23 protein-coding genes are annotated in these 23,074 nt (G+C 71.2%); 13 read left to right on the top strand and 10 right to left on the bottom strand.

Going from position 1 to position 23,074, the window contains the following annotated elements; all coding sequences use genetic code 11:
• Positions 1-15 precede the first annotated feature (15 nt).
• Positions 16-756 carry an adenosylcobinamide-GDP ribazoletransferase gene (cobS, locus tag QMK61_RS03250; protein ID WP_302070382.1) on the bottom strand — a complete coding sequence of 247 codons (741 nt, stop codon included), beginning with the start codon at positions 754-756 and terminating at the stop codon, positions 16-18.
• 118 nt (positions 757-874) lie between these two features.
• Here cobS and QMK61_RS03245 point away from each other — a divergent pair, with 118 nt between their 5' ends.
• Positions 875-1,567, top strand: coding sequence for an ion channel (locus QMK61_RS03245; RefSeq protein ID WP_302070380.1), 693 nt, complete (start codon positions 875-877; stop codon positions 1,565-1,567).
• Positions 1,568-1,577: 10 nt separating this feature from the next.
• On the opposite strand, the gene QMK61_RS03240 is transcribed toward QMK61_RS03245, so the two are convergent.
• Entirely contained in the window at positions 1,578-2,267 is a 690-nt protein-coding gene (locus tag QMK61_RS03240; RefSeq protein ID WP_302070378.1) for a restriction endonuclease, read from the bottom strand.
• A 548-nt stretch (positions 2,268-2,815) separates the two neighbouring features.
• On the opposite strand from QMK61_RS03240, the gene QMK61_RS03235 reads away from it, so the two are divergent.
• From QMK61_RS03235 to QMK61_RS03225, 3 genes are all read left to right on the top strand, one after another.
• Positions 2,816-4,372 (top strand): carbohydrate-binding protein, encoded by a 1,557-nt coding sequence (locus QMK61_RS03235; protein ID WP_302070377.1) that lies wholly within the window; start codon positions 2,816-2,818, stop codon positions 4,370-4,372.
• 427 nt (positions 4,373-4,799) lie between these two features.
• Entirely contained in the window at positions 4,800-5,255 is a 456-nt protein-coding gene (locus QMK61_RS03230) for a PepSY domain-containing protein (protein WP_302070376.1), read from the top strand.
• An 80-nt stretch (positions 5,256-5,335) separates the two neighbouring features.
• Positions 5,336-6,163 (top strand): DUF3014 domain-containing protein, encoded by an 828-nt coding sequence (locus QMK61_RS03225; RefSeq protein ID WP_302070375.1) that lies wholly within the window; start codon positions 5,336-5,338, stop codon positions 6,161-6,163.
• A gap of 76 nt (positions 6,164-6,239) precedes the next feature.
• Here QMK61_RS03225 and QMK61_RS03220 read toward each other — a convergent pair whose 3' ends face one another.
• Together QMK61_RS03220 and QMK61_RS03215 are read right to left on the bottom strand one after the other, a co-directional pair.
• Positions 6,240-6,737: a hypothetical protein gene (locus QMK61_RS03220; protein ID WP_302070374.1), complete on the bottom strand. Its 498-nt coding sequence runs from the start codon at positions 6,735-6,737 to the stop codon at positions 6,240-6,242.
• Between the two features lie 109 nt (positions 6,738-6,846).
• Positions 6,847-8,649, bottom strand: coding sequence for a chloride channel protein (locus QMK61_RS03215; protein WP_302070373.1), 1,803 nt, complete (start codon positions 8,647-8,649; stop codon positions 6,847-6,849).
• Between the two features lie 220 nt (positions 8,650-8,869).
• On the opposite strand from QMK61_RS03215, the gene QMK61_RS03210 reads away from it, so the two are divergent.
• Complete coding sequence (locus tag QMK61_RS03210) at positions 8,870-9,643, top strand: methyltransferase (RefSeq protein WP_302070371.1); 774 nt, start codon at positions 8,870-8,872, stop codon at positions 9,641-9,643.
• Between the two features lie 43 nt (positions 9,644-9,686).
• Here QMK61_RS03210 and QMK61_RS03205 read toward each other — a convergent pair whose 3' ends face one another.
• Positions 9,687-9,854, bottom strand: a complete 168-nt coding sequence (locus tag QMK61_RS03205; RefSeq protein WP_302070370.1) for a hypothetical protein — start codon at positions 9,852-9,854, stop codon at positions 9,687-9,689.
• Positions 9,855-9,883: 29 nt separating this feature from the next.
• Positions 9,884-11,011, bottom strand: coding sequence for a glycoside hydrolase family 18 protein (locus tag QMK61_RS03200; RefSeq protein ID WP_302070369.1), 1,128 nt, complete (start codon positions 11,009-11,011; stop codon positions 9,884-9,886).
• 124 nt (positions 11,012-11,135) lie between these two features.
• Between QMK61_RS03200 and QMK61_RS03195 the strand changes: the two genes are divergently transcribed.
• Positions 11,136-11,330 (top strand): oxidoreductase-like domain-containing protein, encoded by a 195-nt coding sequence (locus QMK61_RS03195; protein ID WP_302070368.1) that lies wholly within the window; start codon positions 11,136-11,138, stop codon positions 11,328-11,330.
• A complete protein-coding gene (locus QMK61_RS03190) occupies positions 11,323-11,937 on the top strand; it encodes a DUF998 domain-containing protein (RefSeq protein WP_302070366.1) in 615 nt (204 codons plus the stop codon). Before QMK61_RS03195 ends, QMK61_RS03190 begins: the two co-directional genes overlap by 8 nt.
• 161 nt (positions 11,938-12,098) lie before the next feature.
• Here QMK61_RS03190 and QMK61_RS03185 read toward each other — a convergent pair whose 3' ends face one another.
• On the bottom strand, positions 12,099-13,604 hold the full coding sequence (locus QMK61_RS03185; RefSeq protein WP_302070364.1) for a peptidase S10: 1,506 nt from the start codon (positions 13,602-13,604) through the stop codon (positions 12,099-12,101).
• Positions 13,605-13,791: 187 nt separating this feature from the next.
• On the opposite strand from QMK61_RS03185, the gene QMK61_RS03180 reads away from it, so the two are divergent.
• Positions 13,792-14,331 (top strand): hypothetical protein, encoded by a 540-nt coding sequence (locus tag QMK61_RS03180; RefSeq protein WP_302070362.1) that lies wholly within the window; start codon positions 13,792-13,794, stop codon positions 14,329-14,331.
• Between the two features lie 80 nt (positions 14,332-14,411).
• The gene (locus tag QMK61_RS03175; RefSeq protein WP_302070360.1) at positions 14,412-15,416 is read left to right on the top strand and encodes an LLM class flavin-dependent oxidoreductase; all 1,005 of its coding nucleotides are present in this window, start codon (positions 14,412-14,414) and stop codon (positions 15,414-15,416) included.
• 371 nt (positions 15,417-15,787) lie between these two features.
• On the opposite strand, the gene QMK61_RS03170 is transcribed toward QMK61_RS03175, so the two are convergent.
• Both QMK61_RS03170 and QMK61_RS03165 read right to left on the bottom strand, forming a co-directional pair.
• The gene (locus tag QMK61_RS03170) at positions 15,788-16,222 is read right to left on the bottom strand and encodes an FKBP-type peptidyl-prolyl cis-trans isomerase (RefSeq protein WP_302070359.1); all 435 of its coding nucleotides are present in this window, start codon (positions 16,220-16,222) and stop codon (positions 15,788-15,790) included.
• Between the two features lie 133 nt (positions 16,223-16,355).
• Positions 16,356-17,087 carry a glutathione S-transferase family protein gene (locus QMK61_RS03165; protein ID WP_302070357.1) on the bottom strand — a complete coding sequence of 244 codons (732 nt, stop codon included), beginning with the start codon at positions 17,085-17,087 and terminating at the stop codon, positions 16,356-16,358.
• A gap of 149 nt (positions 17,088-17,236) precedes the next feature.
• Between QMK61_RS03165 and QMK61_RS03160 the strand changes: the two genes are divergently transcribed.
• The 3 genes from QMK61_RS03160 (at position 17,237) to QMK61_RS03150 (ending at position 21,085) form a co-directional block, all read left to right on the top strand.
• Positions 17,237-19,237 carry an oligopeptide transporter, OPT family gene (locus QMK61_RS03160; RefSeq protein WP_302070355.1) on the top strand — a complete coding sequence of 667 codons (2,001 nt, stop codon included), beginning with the start codon at positions 17,237-17,239 and terminating at the stop codon, positions 19,235-19,237.
• An 85-nt stretch (positions 19,238-19,322) separates the two neighbouring features.
• Entirely contained in the window at positions 19,323-20,390 is a 1,068-nt protein-coding gene (locus QMK61_RS03155) for a class I SAM-dependent methyltransferase (RefSeq protein ID WP_302070353.1), read from the top strand.
• A complete protein-coding gene (locus tag QMK61_RS03150) occupies positions 20,387-21,085 on the top strand; it encodes a 16S rRNA pseudouridine(516) synthase (protein ID WP_302070351.1) in 699 nt (232 codons plus the stop codon). The genes QMK61_RS03155 and QMK61_RS03150 overlap by 4 nt, the downstream gene beginning before the upstream one ends.
• Positions 21,086-21,095: 10 nt before the next feature.
• On the opposite strand, the gene QMK61_RS03145 is transcribed toward QMK61_RS03150, so the two are convergent.
• On the bottom strand, positions 21,096-21,305 hold the full coding sequence (locus QMK61_RS03145) for a hypothetical protein (RefSeq protein ID WP_302070349.1): 210 nt from the start codon (positions 21,303-21,305) through the stop codon (positions 21,096-21,098).
• A gap of 136 nt (positions 21,306-21,441) precedes the next feature.
• Here QMK61_RS03145 and QMK61_RS03140 point away from each other — a divergent pair, with 136 nt between their 5' ends.
• Complete coding sequence (locus QMK61_RS03140; protein ID WP_302070348.1) at positions 21,442-23,001, top strand: protein adenylyltransferase SelO; 1,560 nt, start codon at positions 21,442-21,444, stop codon at positions 22,999-23,001.
• Positions 23,002-23,074 lie beyond the last annotated feature (73 nt).

Below are 23,074 nucleotides of genomic sequence, written 5' to 3'. Positions count from 1 at the left end.
GCGGATCGACAGCGCTCAAAAGATTCGCACCAACCCCGGCGGCAGCAATGCCAGCGCGAGCAGCAGCAGGGTTTCGGTGGCCTCGATGCCGGCGCCCAGGCAGTCGCCGGTGATGCCGCCGAGGCGGCGGCGCCAGTACACGGCGATGCCCGGCACCACGAGCAGGGCCAGCAGCAGCGGCGGCGCCAGCCACAGGCTCGCCGCGGCGAGCGCCACGGCCCAGCCGCCGATGGCGGCGGGCCCGAGCCGCCAGGCGAAGCGTTCGCCCAGGCCCGGCTGCAGCGGCGGCAGGCAGCGGCTCCACACCAGCGTGCCCCAGCGCGCCCAGGCCGGTAGCAGCACGATGGCGGGCAGCCAGGGCGAGCGCGCCAGCTCGTGCAGCAGGGCGAACTTCAGCAGCAGTTGCAGCGCCAGCACGGTGGCGCCGAACACGCCCAGGTGCGGATCCTTGAGCACCTGCAGGAAACGCGCGGGATCGCGGTGCGCGGCGCCCATCGCGTCGGCCACGTCGGCCAGGCCGTCCAGGTGCAGCGCGCCGGTGATCCACGTCCACAGCGCCAGCGCCAGCGCCGCGGCCAGCAACGGGCGATCGTGCAGCAGCCACAGCGGCAGCCACAGCGCGGCGCCGATGATCGCGCCCACCAGCGGGTGCCAGCGCGCGCTGAGCGACAGGTCGGCCGGCGAGAAATCGCGCACCTGCGGCGTGGGCAGGCGCGTCATGAACTGGATGGCGAGGATCAGGCGGCGGCCGAGCATGCCGGCTCCAGCTGGCGGGCGAGGCGCGCATTATAGCGGGCGCCCGTCCTGCGGCCGGGCGGCGGACAGGAGGCGGTTGTGCTTTCATGGGTGGGGCCACGCGCAGAAGGATGCCGCCATGACCGACGCCGCAACCGTCCGCATGTCCCGCAGCCACTGGCTGGTGCGGCTGCGGCGCCACCCTTCCGCGCTGCTGCTGCTGGCGCAGCTGGCCTGCGTGCCGCTGTACGCGTTGCTGGAGCATGCGCGCAGCGCGCGCACGCTGCTCGGCGTGTTCGGTGTGGCGATCCTGCTGCTGGCCCTGCGCATGATCCGCACCACCTCGGCGCGGGTATGGCCGGCCGTTTGCCTCGCCATCGCCGTGGTGGTGCTGAACGTGCTGTACCTGGGCATCGGGCGCGCGGGCGTGCTGCCGTGGCTGGCGGCGGTGGAGTCGTTGTTCTACTTCCATGCCGCCTGGCGCATGGTCGCCTACATGCTGGCGGACCGCCGTGCCACCACCGACGAGCTGTTCGCCGCCGGCGCGGCCTTCACCCTGCTGGTCTGGGCGTTTGCCTACGCCATGCTGCTGTGCCAGGCGCTGCAGCCGACGGCCTACGCCGGCGCGGGCGCGGCAGGTGTGCTGCGCGGCTGGAACGAGCTGCTGTTCCTCAGCTTCGCGCTGCTGTCCAGCACCGGCATCGGCGATGTGGTGCCGATGACCGGCATGGCGAAGGCGGTGGCCGACCTGGAGATGATCGCCGGCGTGATGTACCTGGCGCTGGTGGTGTCGCGGCTGATCGGGCTGGCGGTGGCGCAGGAGCGCCGCTGAGCGCGTCGGGTCAACGTACCAGGCGCAGCGCCTGGTGCCGTGCATGGCGGCGCTGCGCCGGGCGCGACAGCGGTCGCACGTTCGGCGCCTGCGGCGCCTCGGCCTCGCGCAGCAGGATCAGCAGTTCCTCGCCGTGGATCAGGTCCACCGGCGTGCCCACGACCAGCCTCCAGGCTTCCTCGGTGTAGTCGCCGATGGCCAGGATGCGCGCGCCGGCGGCGTGCTGCTGCAGCATCAGCGCGTGCACCCTGCGCACCGTGGCCGGGTCGACCCGGCGGCTGCGCCAGGCGCGGCACTGCACCACCAGGGTGGCGCCGTTGCGGTACAGCAGCAGGTCGGCGATGCCCTCGTCGTCACGCAGGCTGTCCTCCACCACGTAGCCGTGGCGGTGGAAGGCTTCGATCACGCGCTGCTCGAAGTCGCGCTGCGGCATCACCGCCAGCGCATCCAGCTCGCGCCGCAGTTGCAGGCGGCGCCTGCGCTGGCGGTAGCCGGGGCTGCAGCACAGCGCCGCCAGCCAGCAGGCGCCGAGCAGGCACCAGGCGAGCAGGTCGTGCTCACGGCCCCGCACGGGCAGCAGGGCGGCCTGCGTGCCGGCGCCGTAGTGGACGCCGAGGCAGACCGCCAGGCCGGCCAGCAGGCCGACCGGCCAGCGCATCGACCACGCGGTTTCCAGGCCTTGCAGGCTGCGCTTCGCCATCACTCCCCCGAGCTTTGGGCGTTGAAACGACCTTAGCGCGCGTGCCGCCGGATGGCAGCGTGCGGTGCGGCATAAGGTCGCAGCGCGTTCCCGCCGCATTCCGGCGCGATGGAGGAGCTCCCGGCGCGGGACGGATTGCTGCGGCGCAAAAGATAACGGGTGGCGCATGGCCGGGGCGATGGCGAGGGAGGCGGGGCGGTTGGCATGTGCGAGTGCATCGCCGACCCGTTCCCGCGGATGCCTTGGGTGCGGATGGATAACGTTGTCTCCAAAGGCCCGGCGCTTTCACAAGAGCTGGGTTCACCGTGCGGGAAGGCCCCGGTGCCCTGGCGCCAAACCTTGTGCACAGCGGAATGCCAACGCCTTCGCAGTTATGCCGAATGGTGGCTAGACAACGTTGTCATCAAGGTCTAGTAGTGGCCAGGTTCCACCATGACACGCGGTAGGCGCAGGGAGCGACGAGGCGACTGTCCCCACACGGCCGACGGAGGTGGCCGCGATTCGCCTGGCAAAGCATTCGCAGCGATGTATCAACCAGGAGACAGTTCATGCATGCCAAACGATCGGAAGTGTGGTCGCGCCTCGCGCTGAATACCCTCGGCGGCGCCATTGCCGCCAGCCTCTCGGTGAGCCTGCTGGCGATGGCGCCGGTATCCACGGCGCATGCCGCCGTGGCGACGCAGACGTCCTGCGCCGCCGCCTGGAACGCCGCCACGGCCTACAGCGGCGGCGCCACCGTCAGCGAGAACGGCGTCAACTACCTCGCCAACTGGTGGACGCAGGGCAACGACCCGGCCACCAGCAACGGTCCCACCGGCAGCGGGCAGCCGTGGACGTCGCAGGGCGCCTGCGGCGGCGGTTCGCCCAGCCCGACGCCCACGCCGACCCCCACGCCCACCCCGACGCCGTCGCCTTCGGGCGGTTGCGACCCGGCCTGGAACGCCTCGACGGCCTACAACGGTGGCGCCACGGTCAGCGAGAACGGCGAGAACTACCAGGCCAACTGGTGGACCCAGGGCGACGACCCGGCCACCCACAGCGGTCCCGGCGGCAGCGGCCAGCCGTGGACGGCGATCGGTTCGTGCAGCGGCGGTTCGCCCAGCCCGACGCCCACCCCGACACCGACGCCCACCCCGACGCCCACCCCGACGCCCACGCCTTCGCCTTCGCCCAGCGGCCTGCTGTTCAGTCCCTACAAGGACGTCACCATCAACGCCGACTGGAACACCAACACCATGGAGACCGCGGTCACCGGTACGCGGATCCCGGTGGTGGGCAGCGGCGGACTGTTCCCCGCGGTGGTGCCGAACCTGGGCGCGATCACCCTGGCCTTCGCCACCGGCGAGTGCGGCAGCGAGAACTGGGGCGGCATTCCGGGCGCGAGCTTCGCCAGCGCCAATATCGCCTCGCTGGACAGCGCGGGCCTCGACTACGTCGTCTCCACCGGCGGGCAGGCGGGCGTGTTCACCTGTTCCAGCGAATCGGGCATGGCGCAGTTCCTGTCGCGCTACATGTCGCCGCACATGGTCGGCGTGGACTTCGACATCGAGGGCGGGCAGACCCCGCAGGTGATCAGCAATCTGGTCGCCAACGCGGCCTATGCGCAGACGCTGTACCCGAACCTGCGCTTCTCCTTCACCCTGCAGACGCTGGCGGCGTCGGACGGCAGCTACGGCGGCCTGAACACGCTGGGCAATTCGGTGATGCAGGCGATCAAGGCAAGCAATCTGCAGAACTACACCATCAACCTGATGGTGATGGACTACGGCAGCACCGGTCCGGGCCTGTGCGTGGTGGTCAACGGCGCGTGCGACATGGGCCAGTCCGCGATCCAGGCGGTGCTGAACCTGGAGCACACCTACGGCGTCCCGGCCAGCAAGATCGAACTGACCCCGGATATCGGCATCAACGACACCGTCAGCGAGACGTTCACGCTGTCGAACGTGGACACCATCGTCAACTACGCCAAGGCCAACGGCCTGGCCGGCCTGCACTTCTGGTCGCTGGACCGCGACAACCCGTCGGCCGCCAGCGCCACCGGCGATGGCATCAGCGGCCCGGCCCTGCAGTACACCCACCGCTTCCTGCAGGACCTGGGGCGGTAGCGGCATCGCCGCGCGTCCGGGCACGCCGCCTGGACGCGCGGTTCATCCGCGCTGGACGGCGACACCGGGACGATCGACGTCCCGCCTGGAGTTCGTGCCATGTCGGACAACGGCTATCGCTGTGGTCATGCCCCCTGTCGCTGTACCGTGCCCGGAGGCGGGCAGTACTGCAGCGACTACTGCCGCGAGGCGGCATCGAAGCCACCCGCCCAGGGCGGACAGCAACAACACTGCGGCTGCGGTCATCCGCCGTGCGGGCAGGGTGCCGTGGACAGGCCCGCCGTCCAGGCCTGAACGGCGCACGCCGGCCGGCGTCCCGCAGCGGTGGGGCGGTTGATTCGCCACGGCTCGCCGCGATGGCGCGGCGGCTTGTTGGAAGGCGTGGATTGTCGCTACAGTCCGCGTTTTCCAGATGCGAAAGATTCTCATGTCCGCTGGCCACCGCCTGCTCAAGTTCGTCCGCCAGCTGCACCTGTACCTGGGCGCCTTCAGCGCGCCGGCGCTGCTGTTCTTCGCGGTCACCGGCGGTCTGCAGGTGTTCGGCCTGCACGAGGCGCACCGCGGCAGTGACTACCACCCGCCGGCGTGGCTGGCGGTAGCGGCGCAATTGCACAAGAAGCAGACCATGGCCGTGCCCGCCAGGCGGGCTCCACCGGCAGCGATCGGCGCAGCGGCGAGACCTGCGGCCGAACCCATCCGCACCGCTGTGCGCAAACCATCGGCGCTGCCGTTGAAGCTGTTCAGCGCGCTGGTCGCGCTGGGCCTGCTGCTGTCCACGCTCAGCGGCGTGTACATGGCCTACCGCTACACCCGCAACAAGCGGCTGGTGAGCCTGGCGCTGGCCGGTGGCGTGCTGGTGCCGGTCATGCTGGCCTTGCTGTAGCGCATGCATGAGTATTCGCGCAATGAACGAATCGGGCATGCGCGAGTCACAACCATGAACATGCGGACGAAGCGGGGCGGATGGTGAGCAGGCAATCCTCGGCAGGCGGTTGGGCGGTGGCGGTCATCGTGCTGGCGGCGGTGGTCGCGGCAGGCGGTTATCTGGCATACCGGGCGATGCACCCGGAGGCGCCGCCCACGCCGGTCGCCGCACCCGCCGGCACCGCGACGACGGCCGCGAACGCGCCTATGGAGCATCATCCGATCATGCAGGCATCCGCGCCGGCCAGCGCCTCTACCGCGCCGTTGCCGCCGCTGGACGACAGCGACGCCAGCGTGCGCTCGGCGCTGGGTGCGCTGCCGGGAGGTGATGGCCTGCTGGCGTTGCTGATCCCCTCGCAGATCATCCCGCGCATCGTGGCCACGGTGGACGCGCTGCCGCGCCACACGCTGGGCCGTTCCGTGCTGCCGGTGCAGGCGCCGAAGGGTGCGTTCGTCGCGCTGCAATCGGGCGGCGCGACCGTGGCGGACCCGCGCAACGCCGAGCGCTACGCGCCCTACCTGCAGGCCTTGCAGGGCGTGGACACGCAGGCCCTGGTCGACGGGTACGTGCATGCCTATCCGCTGTTCCAGCAGGCGTATCGCCAGCTCGGCTATCCGCACGGCTATTTCAACGATCGGCTGATCGTGGCGATCGACAACCTGCTGGCCACGCCCGAACTGGCGCAGCCCGCGGCGCTGACCGCGGTGAACGGCCATTACGAATACGCCGATCCGTCGCTGGAAGCCTTGTCGGCGGGCCAGAAGATCCTGCTGCGCACCGGCCCGGCCGACGAGGCCGCGATCAAGGCCAGGCTGCGCGAGATCCGCGCCCGCCTGACCGGCCGGAGCCTGCCCGCCGCGCCGTGAGCGGCGGGCCGCCCGGCCAGCCGTGCAAGCGCGACGAAGGAGCTCCGCGGAAGAGCCGCCGGCCCATGCCTGCCGCTCAACACAACACGGTGTGCGCGTGGAACGGCAGCGGCTCGGCGCCGGTGCGCGCCACGCTCGCTTCCACTTCGGCCAGGCGCCGGTGCGGCGCGTCCACCACCACCAGCACGCGGCCGCTGTCGATCTCGTGGCGGAAGCGCCGGTCCACCGGATCGGGAACCGCCGCGCCCGCCACCGCGCTCATGCAGCAACCGGCGACGGCGCCGACCACGCAGGTGGCCAGCGCGCCGGCCAGCGGCAGGTCCGTGGAGGCGGTGACGAGGCCGGCGGCCAGGCCAAGCAGCAGGCCGCCTCCGCCGCCCCACAGCGCGCCGCGCAGCAACGCGGGATAGAAGTCGTTGCGGTCCTGCAGGCAGTGTTCGCGCAGGTCGCGCTCGATGTCCTCGCGCGCCAGCAGGGCGATGTCGCGATGCGCCACGCCGGCCTGGTGCGCGGCCTGCATCGCGGCGCGCGCCGCGGCCAGGTCGCGGGTACTGAACACACATCGATTCTTCATGGAACCCCTCCCGCCAGCCGGTCCAGCCAGGCCCGCCGGCGGTCCGGCGGTACCCTGGACTCGCGCATTCCACTACGCCGGCAGGGGTAAGCGGCGTGTGAGCAAGGCGTTACGCCACCGGACGGCCGCCGATGAAGCGCTCGCGCACGCGTTCTTCCAGGTGGTAGTGGGTGTAGGGCTTGAGCAGGTCGTAGCGGGTGACCATGCCGAGCAGGCGCCGGCCGTCGGCGTCCACCACGGGAATGCGGTCGAGCTTTTCCACCGCGGCGCGGATCGCCACGCTCTTGCAGCTCTCGTCCGGGAAGGCCACTACCGGGTCCTTGCCCAGCAGCGCGGCCAGCGTGGCGGTGCCGTCGGCGTCCGCTTCGCGCAGGCGCGCCATCTCGGCGCGGTCGAGCATGTTCAGCAGGTGGCCGTCGGCATCGACCACGGGATAGGCGCGGTACTTCTGGTCGGCGCCGAAGTAGCGCTGCGCGGCCTCGCGCACGGAAGTGTCGCCGGGCACGGTGAGCATCTCGGTGGTCATCACCTCGCGCACCGACATGTGTTCCAGCCGGTCCACCGTGTACTCGCGGAAGATGTCGAAGCCGCGGCGGGCGATCTTCTCGGTGAGGATGGAGCGCTTCATCAGGAACACGCTGACGCCGTAGGCGGTGGTGCAGGCCACCAGCAGCGCGGGCAGGGCGCTGGCGTCGTGGGTGAGTTCCAGCGCGAACATGATCGAGGTGAACGGCAGTCGCATCACCCCCGCCAGCATCGCGCCCATGCCCAGCAGCGGCCACAGCCGCGGATCGGGCCCCGGGAACACCAGCGATTCCAGCCCGCCCAGCCCCGCGCCCAGCGCCAGCAGCGGCGCCAGCACGCCGCCGGAGGTGCCCGAGCTGAGGTAGATCGTCCACATCGCGCCCTTCACCAGCATGAACACCAGGATCGCGGCGCCGACCAGCTTGCCGGTGAGCAGCTGGTCGATCACGTCGTAGCCCACGCCCAGCGCCTGCGGGTCGAGCAGGCCGCCCAGGCTCACCGCCACCGCACCGATCGCCGGCCACCACATCCAGTGCAGCGGCAGCTTGTGGAAGCCGTCTTCCACCTTGTAGATCGCCGCGGTCATCGCGGTGGCGAGCAGGCCGGCGAGGAAGCCGCACACCGCGGCCATGGACAGCTGCGGCAGGCCCACCCGGAACACCGCGTCGACCGGGAACAGCGGGCCGGGGCCGAGCAGGAACGGGCGCAGCGCGTCGGCCACGAAGCAGGCGATGGCCACCGGGATGGTGCTGCGCGGACGCAGCTCGAACAGCAGCAGTTCCACCGCCAGCAGGGTGGCGGCGATCGGCGTGCTGAAGGTGGCCGCCATGCCGGCGCAGGCGCCGGCCACCAGCAGCGTGCGGCGCTCGATCGAGGTGAGGTAGAACGCCTGGCCGAACAGCGAGCCGACCGCGCCGCCGGTCATGATGATCGGCCCCTCGGCGCCGAACGGCCCGCCGGTGCCGATGGCGATGGCGGACGACAGCGGCTTCAGGATCGCCACCTTCAGCATCATCTGGCTCTTGCGGAACAGGATCGCCTCCAGCGCCTCGGGAATGCCGTGGCCGCGGATGCGGTCGGTGCCGAAGCGCGCCATCAGGCCGATCACCAGTCCGCCGGCGATGGGGGCCAGCACGATCGCCCAGCGCGAATGCCCCGCCGCCGGCGGCACGAAGTCGAAGGCGATGCGCTGCAGGAAGGCCAGGTTGGTGACGAAGCCGATCATGCGGTACAGCAGCCAGGCCACCAGCGCCGCGGCGACGCCCACGAATACCGCCATGAAGGACAGCTTGAGGATGCTGACACTGGGCCGGAAGTCGCTCTGGCTGAGCGTGTCGCGCTTCCACTTCTCGTAGATGCGCCGGGCAAGGTGCGAAATGCGGGTCATGGACGTCCCGTCGGCTGGCCACCACAGGACCGGCCGCGGGCACGCCCGCGCCGGGCTCGTGCGTGCGCGTCGCCGGCGAGCGGCGGCGTGGCGCCGGGGTCAGGGTAGCGGAATCGCGCCGCCGCAGCAGGTGGCGCGGCGCGGTAGGCCGGAAGGCATGCCCACGGCGGGCGCGACAAGGCGCACAATCAGGAGACCCGTCCACATCGAGGAGCCTGCCATGCGTCCTGCCGTGCTTGCCGTACTCGTCGCCCTCGTCCTCCCCGTCGCCGCGTCGGCCGCCCCGCCCGCGCAGTCCGCGGCCACGGTGCCGTCGTACATCCGCCATGCCCTGGCCGATCCCGCGCGCCAGGCCGACCAGGCCGACGACGCACGCCGCCAGGCCGCCGAGGTGCTGGCTTTCACCGGGGTCAAGCCCGGCCAGAAAGTGCTGGAACTGGTGCCCGGCAGCGGTTACTGGACGCGCATGTTCAGCGCCGTGGTGGGCCCGCACGGCCATGTCTACACCGTATGGCCGGACGAGATGGCGAAGTATTCGACCAAGAGCCTGGCCGAGTGGCGCAAGCTGGCCGCCACCCCGCACTACGCCAACGTCAGCGTGCTGGAGCAGCCGGCCGCGCAGCTCAGCGTGCCGGCCAAGGTGGACCTGGTGTTCACCGCGCAGAACTACCACGACTACCACGACCCGTTCATGGGCCCGGTGGACATGGCGAAGTTCGACAAGGCGGTGTTCGACGCGCTCAGGCCCGGCGGCGTGTTCGTGGTGATCGACCATGCCGCGCCGGCCGGTTCGGGCCTGGCGGACACCGACACGTTGCACCGCATCGACCCGGCCACGGTGAAGCAGGAAGTGGAGGCGGCCGGCTTCGTCTTCGACGGCGAGAGCAAGGTGCTGCGCAACCCCGCCGACCCGCTCGACATCAAGGTGTTCGACAAGTCGATACGCGGCCACACCGACCAGTTCGTCTACCGCTTCCGCAAGCCGGCGAAGTGACGTCGCGGCGTCGCGCGTGGCGGGTCATTACGGCCCGCCACGGTCACCGGCCGCGCCGGGCCTTGGCCAGCCAGGACGCGCCGATCGCCACGAAGGCGGCGCCCACGCCGGCGAAGGCCACCTGCCGGCCGAACGCGGCGGCCAGGAAGAACATCGCGCCGGCGGCGATGAAGAGGTAGCCGCCGCGTTTCGTGGCTGTTGGATCGGACATGTCGTGGCCCTGCTGGATGAGGGCGAAGCCTAGCGCAGGTCGTTCCAGATCGCGTCGAGCAGTTCGTCGCCCGGGTCCAGGCCCTGTTCCCAGTACATGATGCCGCCCAGCCGCTTCGCCTTGACGAAGGCGGCCTTGGCCGCGATCGACTGCGGGTCGTCGTAGCTGACGAAGTGGCGCGTCTGCGCGTTCCACAACCAGGGCGCCTGCGCCTGGGCATCCCAGTGGCGCACGTAGCCGTGCTTGCCGATGTAGTCGGCCTTCAGCCGCGGCCACGGCCGCATGCCGGTGAAGTGCGTGTAGCGCTGGTACAGGCCGTCGTGGGCCGGCTCTACGCCGTCGAACTCGCGCCCGTAGAACGCGACGCCGATCACCAGCTTCCGCGGCGGCACGCCGGCGGCCAGGAACTGCGCCACCGCGCGGTCGGTGGTGCGGCCGTCGCCGGCGATCAGCGCGGAGGCGTGCAGCCCCGTGTGGTGGCCGGTGGTGGGCGTCATCGCGTTGACGAAGTCGTAGGTCATCAGGTTGAACCAGTCCAGCAGCGGCGCCACCGCGGCGATGTCGATGCCGTCCACGAAGGGGCCGTCGGCGGCGGCGATGCTCAGCGTGTAGTGGTTCGCGCCGGTGCGCCCGTGCGCGGCGCCCACGCGGTCCAGGCTGGCGCGGACGGCCTGCAGCAGCAGGGTGAAGTCGGCGCGGTCGGCCGGGCTGGAGCGGATGCCGGACTCGTGGTGGCCGGGGTACTCCCAGTCCACGTCGAGCCCGTCGGCGCCGTTCGCGGCGACCAGCTGCGCCGCACTGTCGGCGAATGCCTGGCGACCGGCTGCGGTGCCGGCCGCCTCGGAGAAGCCGCCGACGCCCCAGCCGCCCACCGAGATGTCCACCTTGAGCCGCGGGTGCGCGGCCTTCAGCGCGACGACCTGGCGCAGGCGTCGCGCCGCCGCGTCGTCCAGCACGACGCGGCCGTCTTTCGGCCGTGCGAAGGCAAAGATCAGCGTGTCGATCTTGCCGATGTCCTTGTCCTGCACCGGATTGCGGCCGACGGTGTAGCCCACGATGCGGTAGTGCGCCGGCGCGGCGGACTCGCCGAAGACGGGCAGCGAGGCCAGCATCGCGGCGGCGAGGGCGGCGGCACGGAACGGACGGGGCAGGCGCATGCGGCGATTCCTTGGGCGTGGGACGCCCGATCTTGGCAGCATGGTGCGCGCAAACCAAGCGGAATTGGACGTCCAAACGCGATTCGGGCTTGACGATGCGGCCGCCGGGCCGGATATATCGGGCATGAGCACGCCTTCACCCGAATCGCCCCGCGCCGACCCGCCGCCGCGCCGTCCGGAGGAGCCCGATCCCGCCGACTGCTGTGGCGAGGGCTGCGTGCCGTGCGTGTACGACCGCTACGACGAGGCGCTGGAGCGCTATCGCGAGGCGCTGGCGGCGTGGCGCATGCGGCATCCGGGCGTCGACCCCGATGCGTGACGTGGTCGTGCGGCACTGCGGCCGGGTCGCGCTGGCCGGCATCCTGGCCTTCGCCCTCGCGGCGGTGGCCACGCAGGGGCTGCGGCCCGAGCTGGACTGGCTCGACGCACCGCTGAGCTTCTACCTGATCGGCCCGTGGGGACCGCTGCTGCAGGCGGCGTACGTCGCCATGGCGGTCGCGCTGGCGACGCTGGGCGGCGGCTATTACCGCGCCTTGCCGCCGGGGGCGCGCAGCGCGGCGCCGTGGCTGCTGTTCGTGGCGGCCGGGGTGGCGCTGGCGGTCACCGCGCTGGCGCACAGCAACCTGCCGGGTCGCGCGCCCACCCTGGAAGGCTTCGTGCACGGCACCGCGGCGCAGGCCAGCTTCCTCTGCGTCACGGTGGCGATGCTGTTGCAATCGTGGCGTCTGCGCCTCGAAGCGCGCTGGCAGGCGCGCTTCCGTTCCGCCTTCGCGCTGGCGCTGGCGTGCTTCGCCGGGCTGTGGGTGGATGCGCTGTGGAAGGGCATGCCGCGCGGGCTGGAGCAGAAGCTGCTGATCGCGCTGATCGTGCTGTGGCTGTGGCGCGCGGCGTGGTGGTTGTGCCGCGCGCGGGAAGCGCAGGAATGACGGCGTATCGCAAGCTTGCCTGGCCCCGCCCCGGCCCTCCTGCAGGCAGGGGCGGGGCGCAAGGTGCGTGCGCGCCCTGGTCCCTGGCTCCTCGCCGGCATGCAGGCGAGCGGGGTAAAGGTTCTGGCTGCGGGCTTGGCCGCCCTGGAGCACACGTCCGGCTACTTCACGCCGTACAGCTTCTTCACGTCGTCCAGCAGCATCGCCTGGCTGGCGGGGCGGGCGTAGAACATGTGGCCGCCGGGGTACTCCTTCACCTGCACGCGGGCGGGGTCGCCCATCGCCGGCATCTGGTCGACGATCAGCAGCGAGGCCATGAACGGGCAGGACAGGTCGTCCCAGCCGTGGGCGATCAGCACGCGCAGGCCGGGATCGTTCGCCACCGACTCGCGCAGCTGCGATACCGAGCCCTCGCGCGCATCGTCGTCCTCGTGCCACAGGCGGTTCACGTCGTAGCTCAGCGCGTTGTAGCGACCGTCGTACTTCCAGCCCACGGTGCGGGTGACGAAATTCACCATCGCGGAGGTGGTGGGGGCGATGATGCCGTTGAGGATGGGGTCGCCCGAGCGCTGGCGCGGCGCGTAGGGGAACGGGTCCCAGGCGGTGACGTTGGAATCGTAGCGGCTGCCCAGCTTGCCTTCGGCGCGGTACACCTCGCGCAGGTAGGCCTGCGTCTCCAGCCGGCCGCCGGAGCGCTTCACGAACAGCGGGTCGAGGCCGGTCAGCTCGGCGACCTTGCGGATCATCGCCTCGGTGGCCGCCGGGTTGCTGCGGCCCTGCATCAGCGCGGTCGCGTAGGTGGTGCGGGTGTAGTCGATGATCGGCTGCATCGCCTCGGCGCTGAGCTTGCCCTCGCGCTCCAGGTGCGCGGCGGCGATCGACGGCAGGGTGAGCATCCACGGCAGCGGCGAGACGTTCTCGTCGTCCGACGCGGCCGGGTCGAGGTAGGGCGACAGCAGCACCACGCCGTTCATCGCCACGCCGAGCCGGGTCTGCAGGTAGTCGGTGATGCGCGGGCCGCGGAAGCCGCCGTAGCTCTCGCCCACCAGGTACTTGCGCGATTCCATGCGGCCGTTCTTCAGCAGCCAGTCGTAGATGACGCGCGAGAGGTACTGGATGTCGCTGTCGGTGCTGTAGAAGTCCTTGGTGGCCTGCTTCTCGTCCACCAGCGCGCGGCTGAAGCCGGTGCCCACCGGGTCGATGAACACCAGGTCGGTGAAGCCCAGCCAGGTGCCGGGGTTGTCGTGCAGCACGGCGGGGTCGGAGGGGTTGTCGCCCTCCACGCCGAAGTTCACCTTCTTCGGGCCGATCGCGCCGAGGTTGAGGTAGACCGAGGAAGCACCAGGGCCGCCGTTGAGCGCGAAGGTCACCGGGCGATCCTTGCCGGGCAGGGTGTACGCGGTGAACATCACCTGCGCGATCACGTCGCCCTTGGCGTCGCGCACCGGCAGCGAACCCACGGTGGCGGTGTACTTCAGCGTGCGGCCACCCACCTTCGCGCTCTGCTCGACATGTGCGTCGGCGGGGAACGGCGGCAGGTGGAAGCCGTTGGCGCTGCCGGGCACGGGCGCCGCGGGCGGATGGCTGTCGGCGGCCAGCGCGGACGGAGCCTGGCATGCGGCGGCGACGAAGGCGGCCAGCAGCGCGGCCTGCAGGGACTTGTGCACGATCGACCTCGATGGTGATGGCGGACCGCCAAGCCTAGCGGCCGCCCGCTCCACCGGCCTGTGCCCAAAGGCATGGGCGTATCCGCAAATGGACGGCTATCTAGCCGGAATTGCGAGCTTCGACATGGTTCGGGCCCCGCATCTGCATTACATTCCCGCGCTTTGCGTAACCGATGGGGGAATCACCATGAAACATGTCGCGCTGGCCGTGGGGGCCGTGCTGTTGCTGGCTGCGTGCAGCCATGACGTGCGCATGGACGTGCCGCTGGGTACCGCCGTCGCACCGGGCGTCGCGCCCTGGCTGCAGGTGGCGAAGGGGCCGGAGCAGGTCGAGGTGAAGGGGCTGAAGCGGAAGCTGGTGCTGACCCCGGCCCCCGCGCTGTCCGACGCGCTGCAGTCCTCGCTGCGCAGGGCGCTGGCGCAGGACTACTTCACCGACCTCACCGTGGGCTGCGATTCGCTCGACGCCGGCATGAAGGTGGACCAGGACGACGCCCCGGGCAAGGTGGCGATGAGCCTGTCCCTGCATTGCACGATCAATGCGCGCGGCTACGTCAGCCGGCACGACTACGCGACCAGGCCCACCGGCGACGTGGCGGCGGACACGGACGATTCCGCCTACGCGCACGCCTTGCCGGGCCTGCTCGATGCGGCGGCAGCGGACATCGCCGGCCACCTACGCGCGGACATCGGCGCCAGCAAGGGCAACCCGAACCCCGGCGCCTGAGCGCGCCGCCCAGGTCGCGGGCGACGGGTGGCAATCCCGCAGGGCAGCCCCCAGATGGGGAGCGCCCTCCGGAGATTGCCATGATCCCGTTTTCCATCCTCGACCTCGCGCCCGTCGCCGAAGGCGGCGACCCCGGCCGCACCTTCCGCAACACGCTGGAACTGGCGCGGCTGGGCGAGCGCCTCGGCTACCTGCGCTACTGGCTGGCCGAGCACCACAACATGCCCGGCATCGCCAGCGCCGCCACCGCGGTGCTGATCGGCCACGTCGCCGGCGGCACCTCGACGATCCGCGTCGGCGCCGGCGGCATCATGCTGCCGAACCACTCGCCGCTGCAGGTGGCCGAGCAGTTCGGCACGCTGGCCGCGCTGCATCCGGGGCGCATCGACCTGGGCCTGGGCCGGGCGCCCGGCACCGACCAGGCCACGATGCGCGCGCTGCGCCGCTACGCCGACGCCGCCGACAGCTTTCCCGACGACGTGCTGGAACTGCTGCACTACTTCGAGCCGGCCAGGCCGGGGCAGCCGGTGCGCGCGGTGCCCGGCGCGGGCGCGGACGTATCCGTATGGCTGCTCGGCTCCAGCCTGTTCGGCGCCCGGCTGGCGGCGGCGCTGGGCCTGCCGTACGCGTTCGCCTCGCACTTCGCACCGGATGCGATGGAGGCCGCGCTGGACGTCTACCGCCGCGAGTTCCGCCCCTCGACGCGCCTCGCGCAGCCCTATGCCATGCTGGCGATGAACGTGGTGGTGGCCGCGAGCGACGCCGAGGCGCGCCGGCTGTTCACCAGCCAGCAGCAGGCCTTCGTCAACCTGCGCCGTGGCATGCCCGGCCTGCTGCCGCCGCCGGTGGACGACATCGCCGCCGTCGCCGCGCCGCACGAGCTGCGCAACGTGGAGCACGCGCTGGCCTGCGCCGCCGTGGGCGATCCCGCTACGGTGGAACAGGCCATCGCCGCGTTCATCCAGCGGCACCGGCCGGACGAGCTGATGCTCACCGCCAACGTGTTCGACCATGCGGCACGGCTGCGCTCGTTCGAGCTGGCGGCGGCAGTGCGTGGGCGGCTGGAGGCGAAGGAGGGCGGTTGACGGCGAGCGTGTTGTCCCGAAGGGTTTCGTGTGCTGCGCACGAGTCCTTCACTGGATTCCGGCCTGCGTCCATTGCTGTCCGGAATAGTGGTTGACGCCGGTCAAGAGCTTGCACCGAAAATCGGCAAACAGCGTGCGGGGAAGACTACCGGCTGCCCTCGAAGGGAGAGCGAAGAAGATGCCCTCCCCTGCGCGCAGGGGGAGGAGCTCGTCCAGCGGCAGGAAATAGCCCGGACAGTAGTAGGCCTGCGCCGGAATGACGGCGAGGGTGACAGGGCGCAAAGCAGGGATGGTGGCTCGGCTAGGCCGGAGGTCGACCATGCTGGAGAAAGCGAGGGCGTGGCGGGTTACCGATGCGCCACGCGCAAAAATCAGCTCCCGGTCACGCCGAGCAAATCCACCTCGAACACCAGCGACGCCCCGGGCGGGATCACGCCGCCGGCACCACGCGCACCATAGCCAAGCTCCGCAGGAACCAGCAGCAGGCGCTTGCCGCCCACCCGCATGCCGGCGACGCCTTCGTCCCAACCCTTGATCACCATGCCCTGGCCCAGCGTGAACGAGAACGGCTGGCCGTGGTCGAGCGAGCTGTCGAACTTCCGGCCGCGCTTGTCCGCGGCGTGCTCGTCGTACAGCCAACCGGTGTAGTTCACCTGTACCTGCATGCCGGGCTTCGCCTCGGCGCCGGTGCCGATCCTGAGGTCGGTGACGGCCAGCTTGTCCACGCGGCCGCCGTCGTAGGGCTGCGGCGCAGGACTGCAGGCGGCGAGGGCGAACAGGACGAGCAGGAAAAGCAACCAGCGCATGGGGATTCCTTCGGTCGACAGGCTCGGCCATCGACGGCCGGGGCTGCCATTTTATCCACGCGCTGCGCCGGCAGGAGGCTCAGAGCCTGTTCAAGATCTCTCCCGCGAGTTACGGGAGATATTGAACAGGCTCTCAGTCGTGCCGCCAGTCGTGCGCAGGATAGTGGCGGCCCATCATCCGCGCCGTGTACGCCACCAGGTTCGGGAGGCGCAGCGCGGCCTGACGCAACGGCGAATCGATGAAGGGCGTGAGGATCGCGGCCAGCACGGCGAAGGCGAACGCGTCCACGGCGCTGGGACGCTCGCGCATCACGAACGGTTTGTCGCCCAGCAGCACCGACAGCGCATGCAGCGAGCGCGCGCCCAGTTCGGCGACCTGCGCGGGCGCGTGCCGGCCCAGGCCGTGGCTGTGCAGGTCGGCGAGCTTGCGCGCGTACAGTTCCTCGCGCAGCTTCGCCCGCACCGGTTCCGGCGCGCTGTCCGCGAAGCGGGCCGGACCCTTGGCGAAGTTGTCCGGGTCGGCCCAGCGGAACCACACCATCGCCCAGTACAGGTGGTCTTCCAGCATGCGCTCGATCGCCCAGGACTCGGCGCGCTGGCGTGCGTCCAGCCCCTCGTCCAGGTCCACGCCGTAGGCCTGTTCGAGGTGCGCGCGGATGAAGGTGGAATCGCACACGGTCTCGCCGCGGTCGTCGAGCCAGGGGATCTTGCCCTTCGGCGCCTGCGGCGGCGTGCCGGGCGCCTTGCGGTAGGGCAGGCCCGCCATCTGCAACTGCACTTCGGCCTTGATCACGAACGGGCTGGATTCGGGTAGCGCGAAGCCGGGGTTGCTGCCGTACAGCACGATGTCGCCGGTCGGGGTCATGCACGCGTTCCTGTGGCTGGTGGAGGGAGGCAGTCTGCGGCCGGCCTGCTGACAGCCTGCTGTCAGCAGCAAAAGCCCCACCACGCGCCCGTTACACGTTATCTTGACGTCCGATCGGCGGTACGAACCTTTCAGGGAGCCCCAAGTCCGTGAACACACAACTTCGACCCGACGCGTCTCCGCGCACCGAGCTGACGATCCGCGGCCTGATCATAGGCATCGTGATCACCGTGGTGTTCACCGCGGCCAACGTGTTCTTCGGCCTGAAGGCCGGCCTGACCTTCGCCACCTCGATCCCCGCCGCGGTGATCTCGATGGCGATCCTGCGGGCGATGAAGAACTCCACCGTGCAGGAAAACAACATCGTGCAGACGGTGGCCTCGGCCGCGGGCACGCTGTCCGCGATCATCTTCGTGCTGCCGGGCCTGATCATCATCGGCTGGTGGAACGGCTTCCCGTTCTGGATGTCGTTCGGCATCTGCGCCACCGGCGGCGTCCTCGGCGTGATGTACACCATCCCGCTGCGCCGCGCGCTGGTCACGGATTCGGACCTTCCGTACCCGGAAGGCGTGGCCTGCGCCGAGGTGCTGAAGGTTGGGTCGGGCGACGAACAGGCCGCGGCGGAGTCGGTGGAATCGGGCGGCGCAGGGCTGAAGGCGGTGGTCACCGGGTCGATCGTCTCGGCGGTGTTCTACGTGATCGTGCAGACCAGGCTGTTCGCCGCCGCGGTGTCCAGCTACTTCCGCGTCGGCGACAGGGGCGCGGCCACCGGCTTCGACTTCAGCCTGTCGTTCGCGCTGTTCGCGGTGGGCCATCTCGTGGGCCTGTGGGTGGGCGTGGCGATGCTGGCGGGTGCGATCATCGGCTGGGGCTGGGCGGTGCCGCACTTCCTGCTGCTGCACCCGGCGACCGGCGGCGCGGTGGCCGACGTGGCGCAGGGCGCATGGAGCCATTACGTGCGCTTCGTGGGCGCCGGCACCATCGGCGTGGCGGCGATCTGGACCCTGGCCAAGCTGGTGAAGCCGGTGATCGGCGGTCTCGCCGGCGCGATGCGCGCCTCGCGCGCGCGCAAGAGCGGCCAGTTGCACACGCTGCCGCGTACCGAGCACGACATGCCGATCGGCATGGTCGGGCTGATCACGCTGCTGTGCCTGGTCCCGGTCGCGTGGCTGCTGGGCCACTTCAGCAGCGTCAGCGGGCTGGGCTCGCACACCGCCCTGCTGGTGGTCGGCGGCGTGCTGTTCGTGATCATCCTGAGCTTCCTGGTCTCGGCGGTGTGCGGCTACATGGCCGGCCTGATCGGTTCGTCCAACAGCCCGCTGTCGGGCGTGGGCATCCTGGTGGTGATCATCGCCGCGCTGCTGCTGGTGCTGGGCGTGAAGTCGATGCTGCCGGCCGAGGCGGGCAAGGCGCTGGTCGCGTTCGCGCTGTTCGTCACCGCGATCGTGTTCGCGGTGGCCTCGATCGCCAACAACAACCTGCAGGACCTCAAGACCGGCCAACTGGTCGACGCCACGCCGTCGCTGCAGCAGTGGGCGCTGGTGGTCGGCGTGATCGCCGGTGCGGTGGTGATCCCGCCGGTGCTGGACCTGCTCAACCAGGCCTACGGCTTCCTCGGCGCGCCCGGCGTCGATCCCGCGCGCGCGTTGCCGGCGCCGCAGGCCGGGCTGATCTCGGCGCTGGCGCAGGGCGTGATCACCGGCAACATCGACTGGAGCCTGATCACCATCGGCGGCGCCATCGGCGTGGCTCTGATCGTGGTGGACGAAATCCTCTGCAAGACCACGAAGTCGATACGCCTGCCGCCGCTGGCGGTGGGCCTGGGCATCTACCTGCCCACCTCGACCACGCTGATGGTGGTGGTGGGCGCGCTGGTCGGCGCCTGGTTCGACCGGCGCGCGGACCGCGGCCCGAAGCCCGAGCCGACCAAGCAGCTCGGCGTGCTGCTGGCCTCGGGCCTGATCGTGGGCGAGAGCCTGCTCGGCGTGGTCGTGGCGGCCATCGTGGCCGTCTCCGGCAACCAGTCGCCGCTGGCCGTGGTGGGCGAAGGCTTCGCGACCCCGGCGATCTGGATCGGCGGCATCGCCTTCGTGGCCTGCGTGGTGGTGCTGTACCGCTGGATCGCGCGGATGGGGCAGGGCAACGCCTGACCGCGACACGCTTGCAGGCCGGCCACGCAGCCGGGCGTGGCCGGCCTTCGTACAATGGCGGCCCGTCCCGCCTGCCGTGAGCCCCGTGACTGCCACCGGTTTCTCCGCCCCTGCGCCCGACGCGGCACTGGATGCCCTGTTCGTGCCGTTCGCCGACGGCGAACTGCGCCTGCCGGCGGGCGGGCGCGCGTTGTTCCTGCGTGCGCGCGACGGCTTCCGCCTGCGCGAGATGGCGCAACCCGGCTGGCTGTGCGTGCAAGGCTTCAAGCCGTTCGCCGAACAACTGGAGCGCAGCGGCCTGCGCGTAGGCGAGCCGGCCGACGGCGAGACCTTCCCGCTGGTGCTGCTGTTGCCGCCGCGCCAGCGCGACGAGGCGCGTGCGCTGTTTGCCGAGGCGATGCGCCGCGCCGCGCCGGGCGGGGTGGTGCTGGCCGCGGTGCCCAATGCCGAAGGCGCGAAGTCGGCCGAGGCCGAGCTGGCCCGGCTGGCCGGGCCGGTGCGCAGCATGTCCAAGCACAAGTGCCGCGTGTTCTGGGTGGTGGCCGGCGCCCGCATGGACGCGGCCCTGTTCGACGCCTGGCAGGCGCTGGACGCGCCGCGCGAGATCGCGCCCGGCCTGCTCAGCCGTCCCGGCCTGTTCGCCTGGGACCGCATCGATGCCGCGTCCGCGCTGCTGGCTTCGCGGTTGCCGCCCGACCTGCATGGCCGCGTGGCCGACCTCGGCGCCGGCTACGGCTACCTGTCCACGCAGCTGGTGGCGCGCTGCCCGGCGGTGACCGCCGTCGACCTGTACGAGGCCGAGGCGCGCGCGCTGGAGCCGGCGCGCGCGAACATGGCGAACGCGACGCGCAGCAGCGGCCGCGACATCGCGGTGGGCGTGCACTGGCACGACGTCACGCGTGGCCTGCCGCGACGCTACGACGCCATCGTCAGCAACCCGCCGTTCCACCAGGGGCGCGCCGACCTGCCCGCGCTGGGGCGCGCCTTCATCGCGGCGGCGGCCGACGCGCTGTTGCCGCACGGGCGGCTGTGGCTGGTGGCCAACCGGCACCTGCCCTACGAGGCCACGCTGGCGGCGCGCTTCGGCACGGTGCGTGCGGTGGCGGTGCAGGATGGCTTCAAGGTGATCGAGGCGGGCGGGGTGCATGCATGAAGCTGGTGAAGCTGATCGCCAACCTCGGCTACGGCAGCCGCAAGGAAGTGGCCTGGATGTTCCGCGAGGGGCGCATCACCGACGCCGACGGCGAGGTGCTGTACGCCGACGACAAGCTGCCGCACGAGCGCATCCGCGTCGACGGTGAACCCCTGGACCCGCCGCCCGGCCTGCTGCTGATGCTGCACAAGCCGGTCGGCTACACCTGTTCGCGCAAGGACGCGGGCCGGCTGGTGTACGACCTGCTGCCGCCGCGCTACCGCCGTCGCGAGCCCGCGCTGTCCACGGTGGGCCGGCTCGACCGCGACACCTCCGGCCTGCTGCTGCTCACCGACGACGGCGCCCTGCTGCACCGGATCATCGCGCCGAAGGCGCAGGTGACCAAGCTGTACGAGGCGACCCTGGCCGGGGACCTGAAAGGCCACGAGGGCGGGTTGTTCGCCAGCGGCACGCTGCTGCTGGAATCCGAGACCACGCCGCTGGCGCCGGCGCGGCTGGAGGTGCTCGGCCCGCGCCACGTGCGCCTGGCTGTCACCGAGGGGCGCTACCACCAGGTGCGGCGCATGTTCGCGGCCACCGGCAACCGGGTGGAAACGCTGCATCGCGCGGCGATCGGCGCGCTGGGACTGGACGGCCTCGCGCCCGGCCAGTGGCGGGCGCTGCAGGCCGACGAGGCCGCGCGGATCTTCGCCTGAGCCGGACGGCTCAGGCGGGCCGCGTGCGGTCGAGGTTCCCGCGACTGCGGGCCAGTTCGTCCTCGCGGCGCGAGTGGGCGCCCGGCTGCCACGACACCAGCTGGAACGACGGTGCCGAGCGCGGGGCGGTTGCGGCTTCCTGGGCCGCGATGTTGGAGAGCATCCCTGCCACCATGTGCATTCCACGCACCAGCATGGAACGGCCATGTAGCGTATGCATCGTGAGTTGCTCCGGGCGGCCCCTGTGCCGCCACGATGTGAACTGTATCAACTTTTTTGCCCGTGTGAAGGGGGCGTGAAAGAAGGGCGTCCGGACGCCCTCTGCACACCCGAATCCCAGCCACCGACGTGATCCCATGCCCCTGCCGCCCTTCGACAACGCCTTCCTGCGCGAACTGCCCGGCGACCCGGAAACCGGGCCGCGCCTGCGCCAGGTGCATGGCGCGCTGTACTCGCGCGTCGAGCCCACGCCGGTGCCCGCGCCCCGCGTGCTGGCCTGGTCGGACGAACTGGCCGCCGCCCTCGGCCTCGGCCCGGGCGAGCTGGCCGGCGGGGACTTTGCCCGGGTCTTCGGCGGCAACGCCCTGTCCCCGGGCATGCAGCCCTGGGCCGCGAACTACGGCGGCCACCAGTTCGGCGTCTGGGCCGGGCAACTGGGCGACGGCCGCGCGATCTCGCTGGGCGAGGTGGTGGACGCCGCGGGCCGGCGCTGGGAACTGCAACTGAAGGGCGCCGGCCCGACGCCGTATTCGCGCGGAGCGGACGGCCGCGCCGTGCTGCGCTCGTCGATCCGCGAGTTCCTGTGCAGCGAGGCGATGCACCACCTCGGCATCCCCACCACGCGCGCGCTGTGCCTGCTCGCCACCGGCGAAGGCGTGGTGCGCGACCCGCGCTACGACGGCCATCCGCGCGAGGAGCCGGGCGCCATCGTCTGTCGCGCGGCGCCTTCGTTCATCCGCTTCGGCAGCTTCGAGTTGCCGTCCTCGCGCAACGACACCGTGCTGCTGCGGCAGCTGGCCGACTTCACCATCCGGCGCGATTTCCCGCACCTGCGCGGGCAGGGCGAACCGCTGTACGGCGACTGGTTCGGCGAAGTCTGCGAGCGCACCGCCGCGATGGTCGCGGGCTGGATGCGGGTGGGTTTCGTGCACGGGGTGATGAACACCGACAACATGTCCATCCTGGGGCTCACGCTGGACTACGGCCCCTACGGCTGGATCGACGACTTCGACCCCGAGTGGACGCCCAACACCACCGATGCGTACCGCCGCCGCTACCGCTACGGCCAGCAGCCGGACGTGGCGTGGTGGAACCTCGCGCGCCTGGCCGGCGCGCAGGCGCCGCTGTTCGGCGACACCGCGCCGCTGCAGGCGGGGCTGGACCGCTATGCCGCCGCCTGGGCCGCGGCCGACCGCGCCAACGTCGCAGCCAAGCTGGGCCTCGCCGCATGCCGCGACGAGGACGTGGCGCTGATGCAGTCCCTGCATGCGCTGATGCGGCAAGCCGAGGTGGACATGACGCTGTGGTTCCGCGGCCTGGCCGATCTCGACCCTGCCGCGCCCGCGTTGGATGCCCTGCACGAGGCGTTCTACGACGACGCGAAGCGGCGCGCTGCCGAGCGGGCCCTGCGCGACTGGCTGCAGCGCTATGCCGCGCGCCTCATCGACGACCCGCTGCCGGCGGAAGAACGCCGCACCCGCATGCGTGCGGCGAACCCGCGCTACGTGCTGCGCAACTATCTCGCGCAGCAGGTCATCGAGCGGGCGGAGCAGGGCGATTGCGCCGGCATCCACGAGCTGCTGGACGTGTTGCGCCGTCCGTACGACGACCAGCCCGGGCGCGAAGCCTTCGCGCGCCGCCGGCCCGACTGGGCCAGGGACAAGCCGGGCTGCTCGATGCTGTCGTGCAGTTCGTAGCTGCGTTGCGCACATCCAGGCGCACCGTTGTTTCGCCGCACGTCGAAACGAGGGCGCGCCAGGCCCGGCAGGA

Source organism: Fulvimonas sp. R45, from assembly GCF_030504985.1.
Lineage (GTDB): Bacteria > Pseudomonadota > Gammaproteobacteria > Xanthomonadales > Rhodanobacteraceae > Rhodanobacter_A.
Note: the sequence above shows the minus strand (reverse complement) of the source record. Positions and strands in the feature narration are given on the sequence as shown.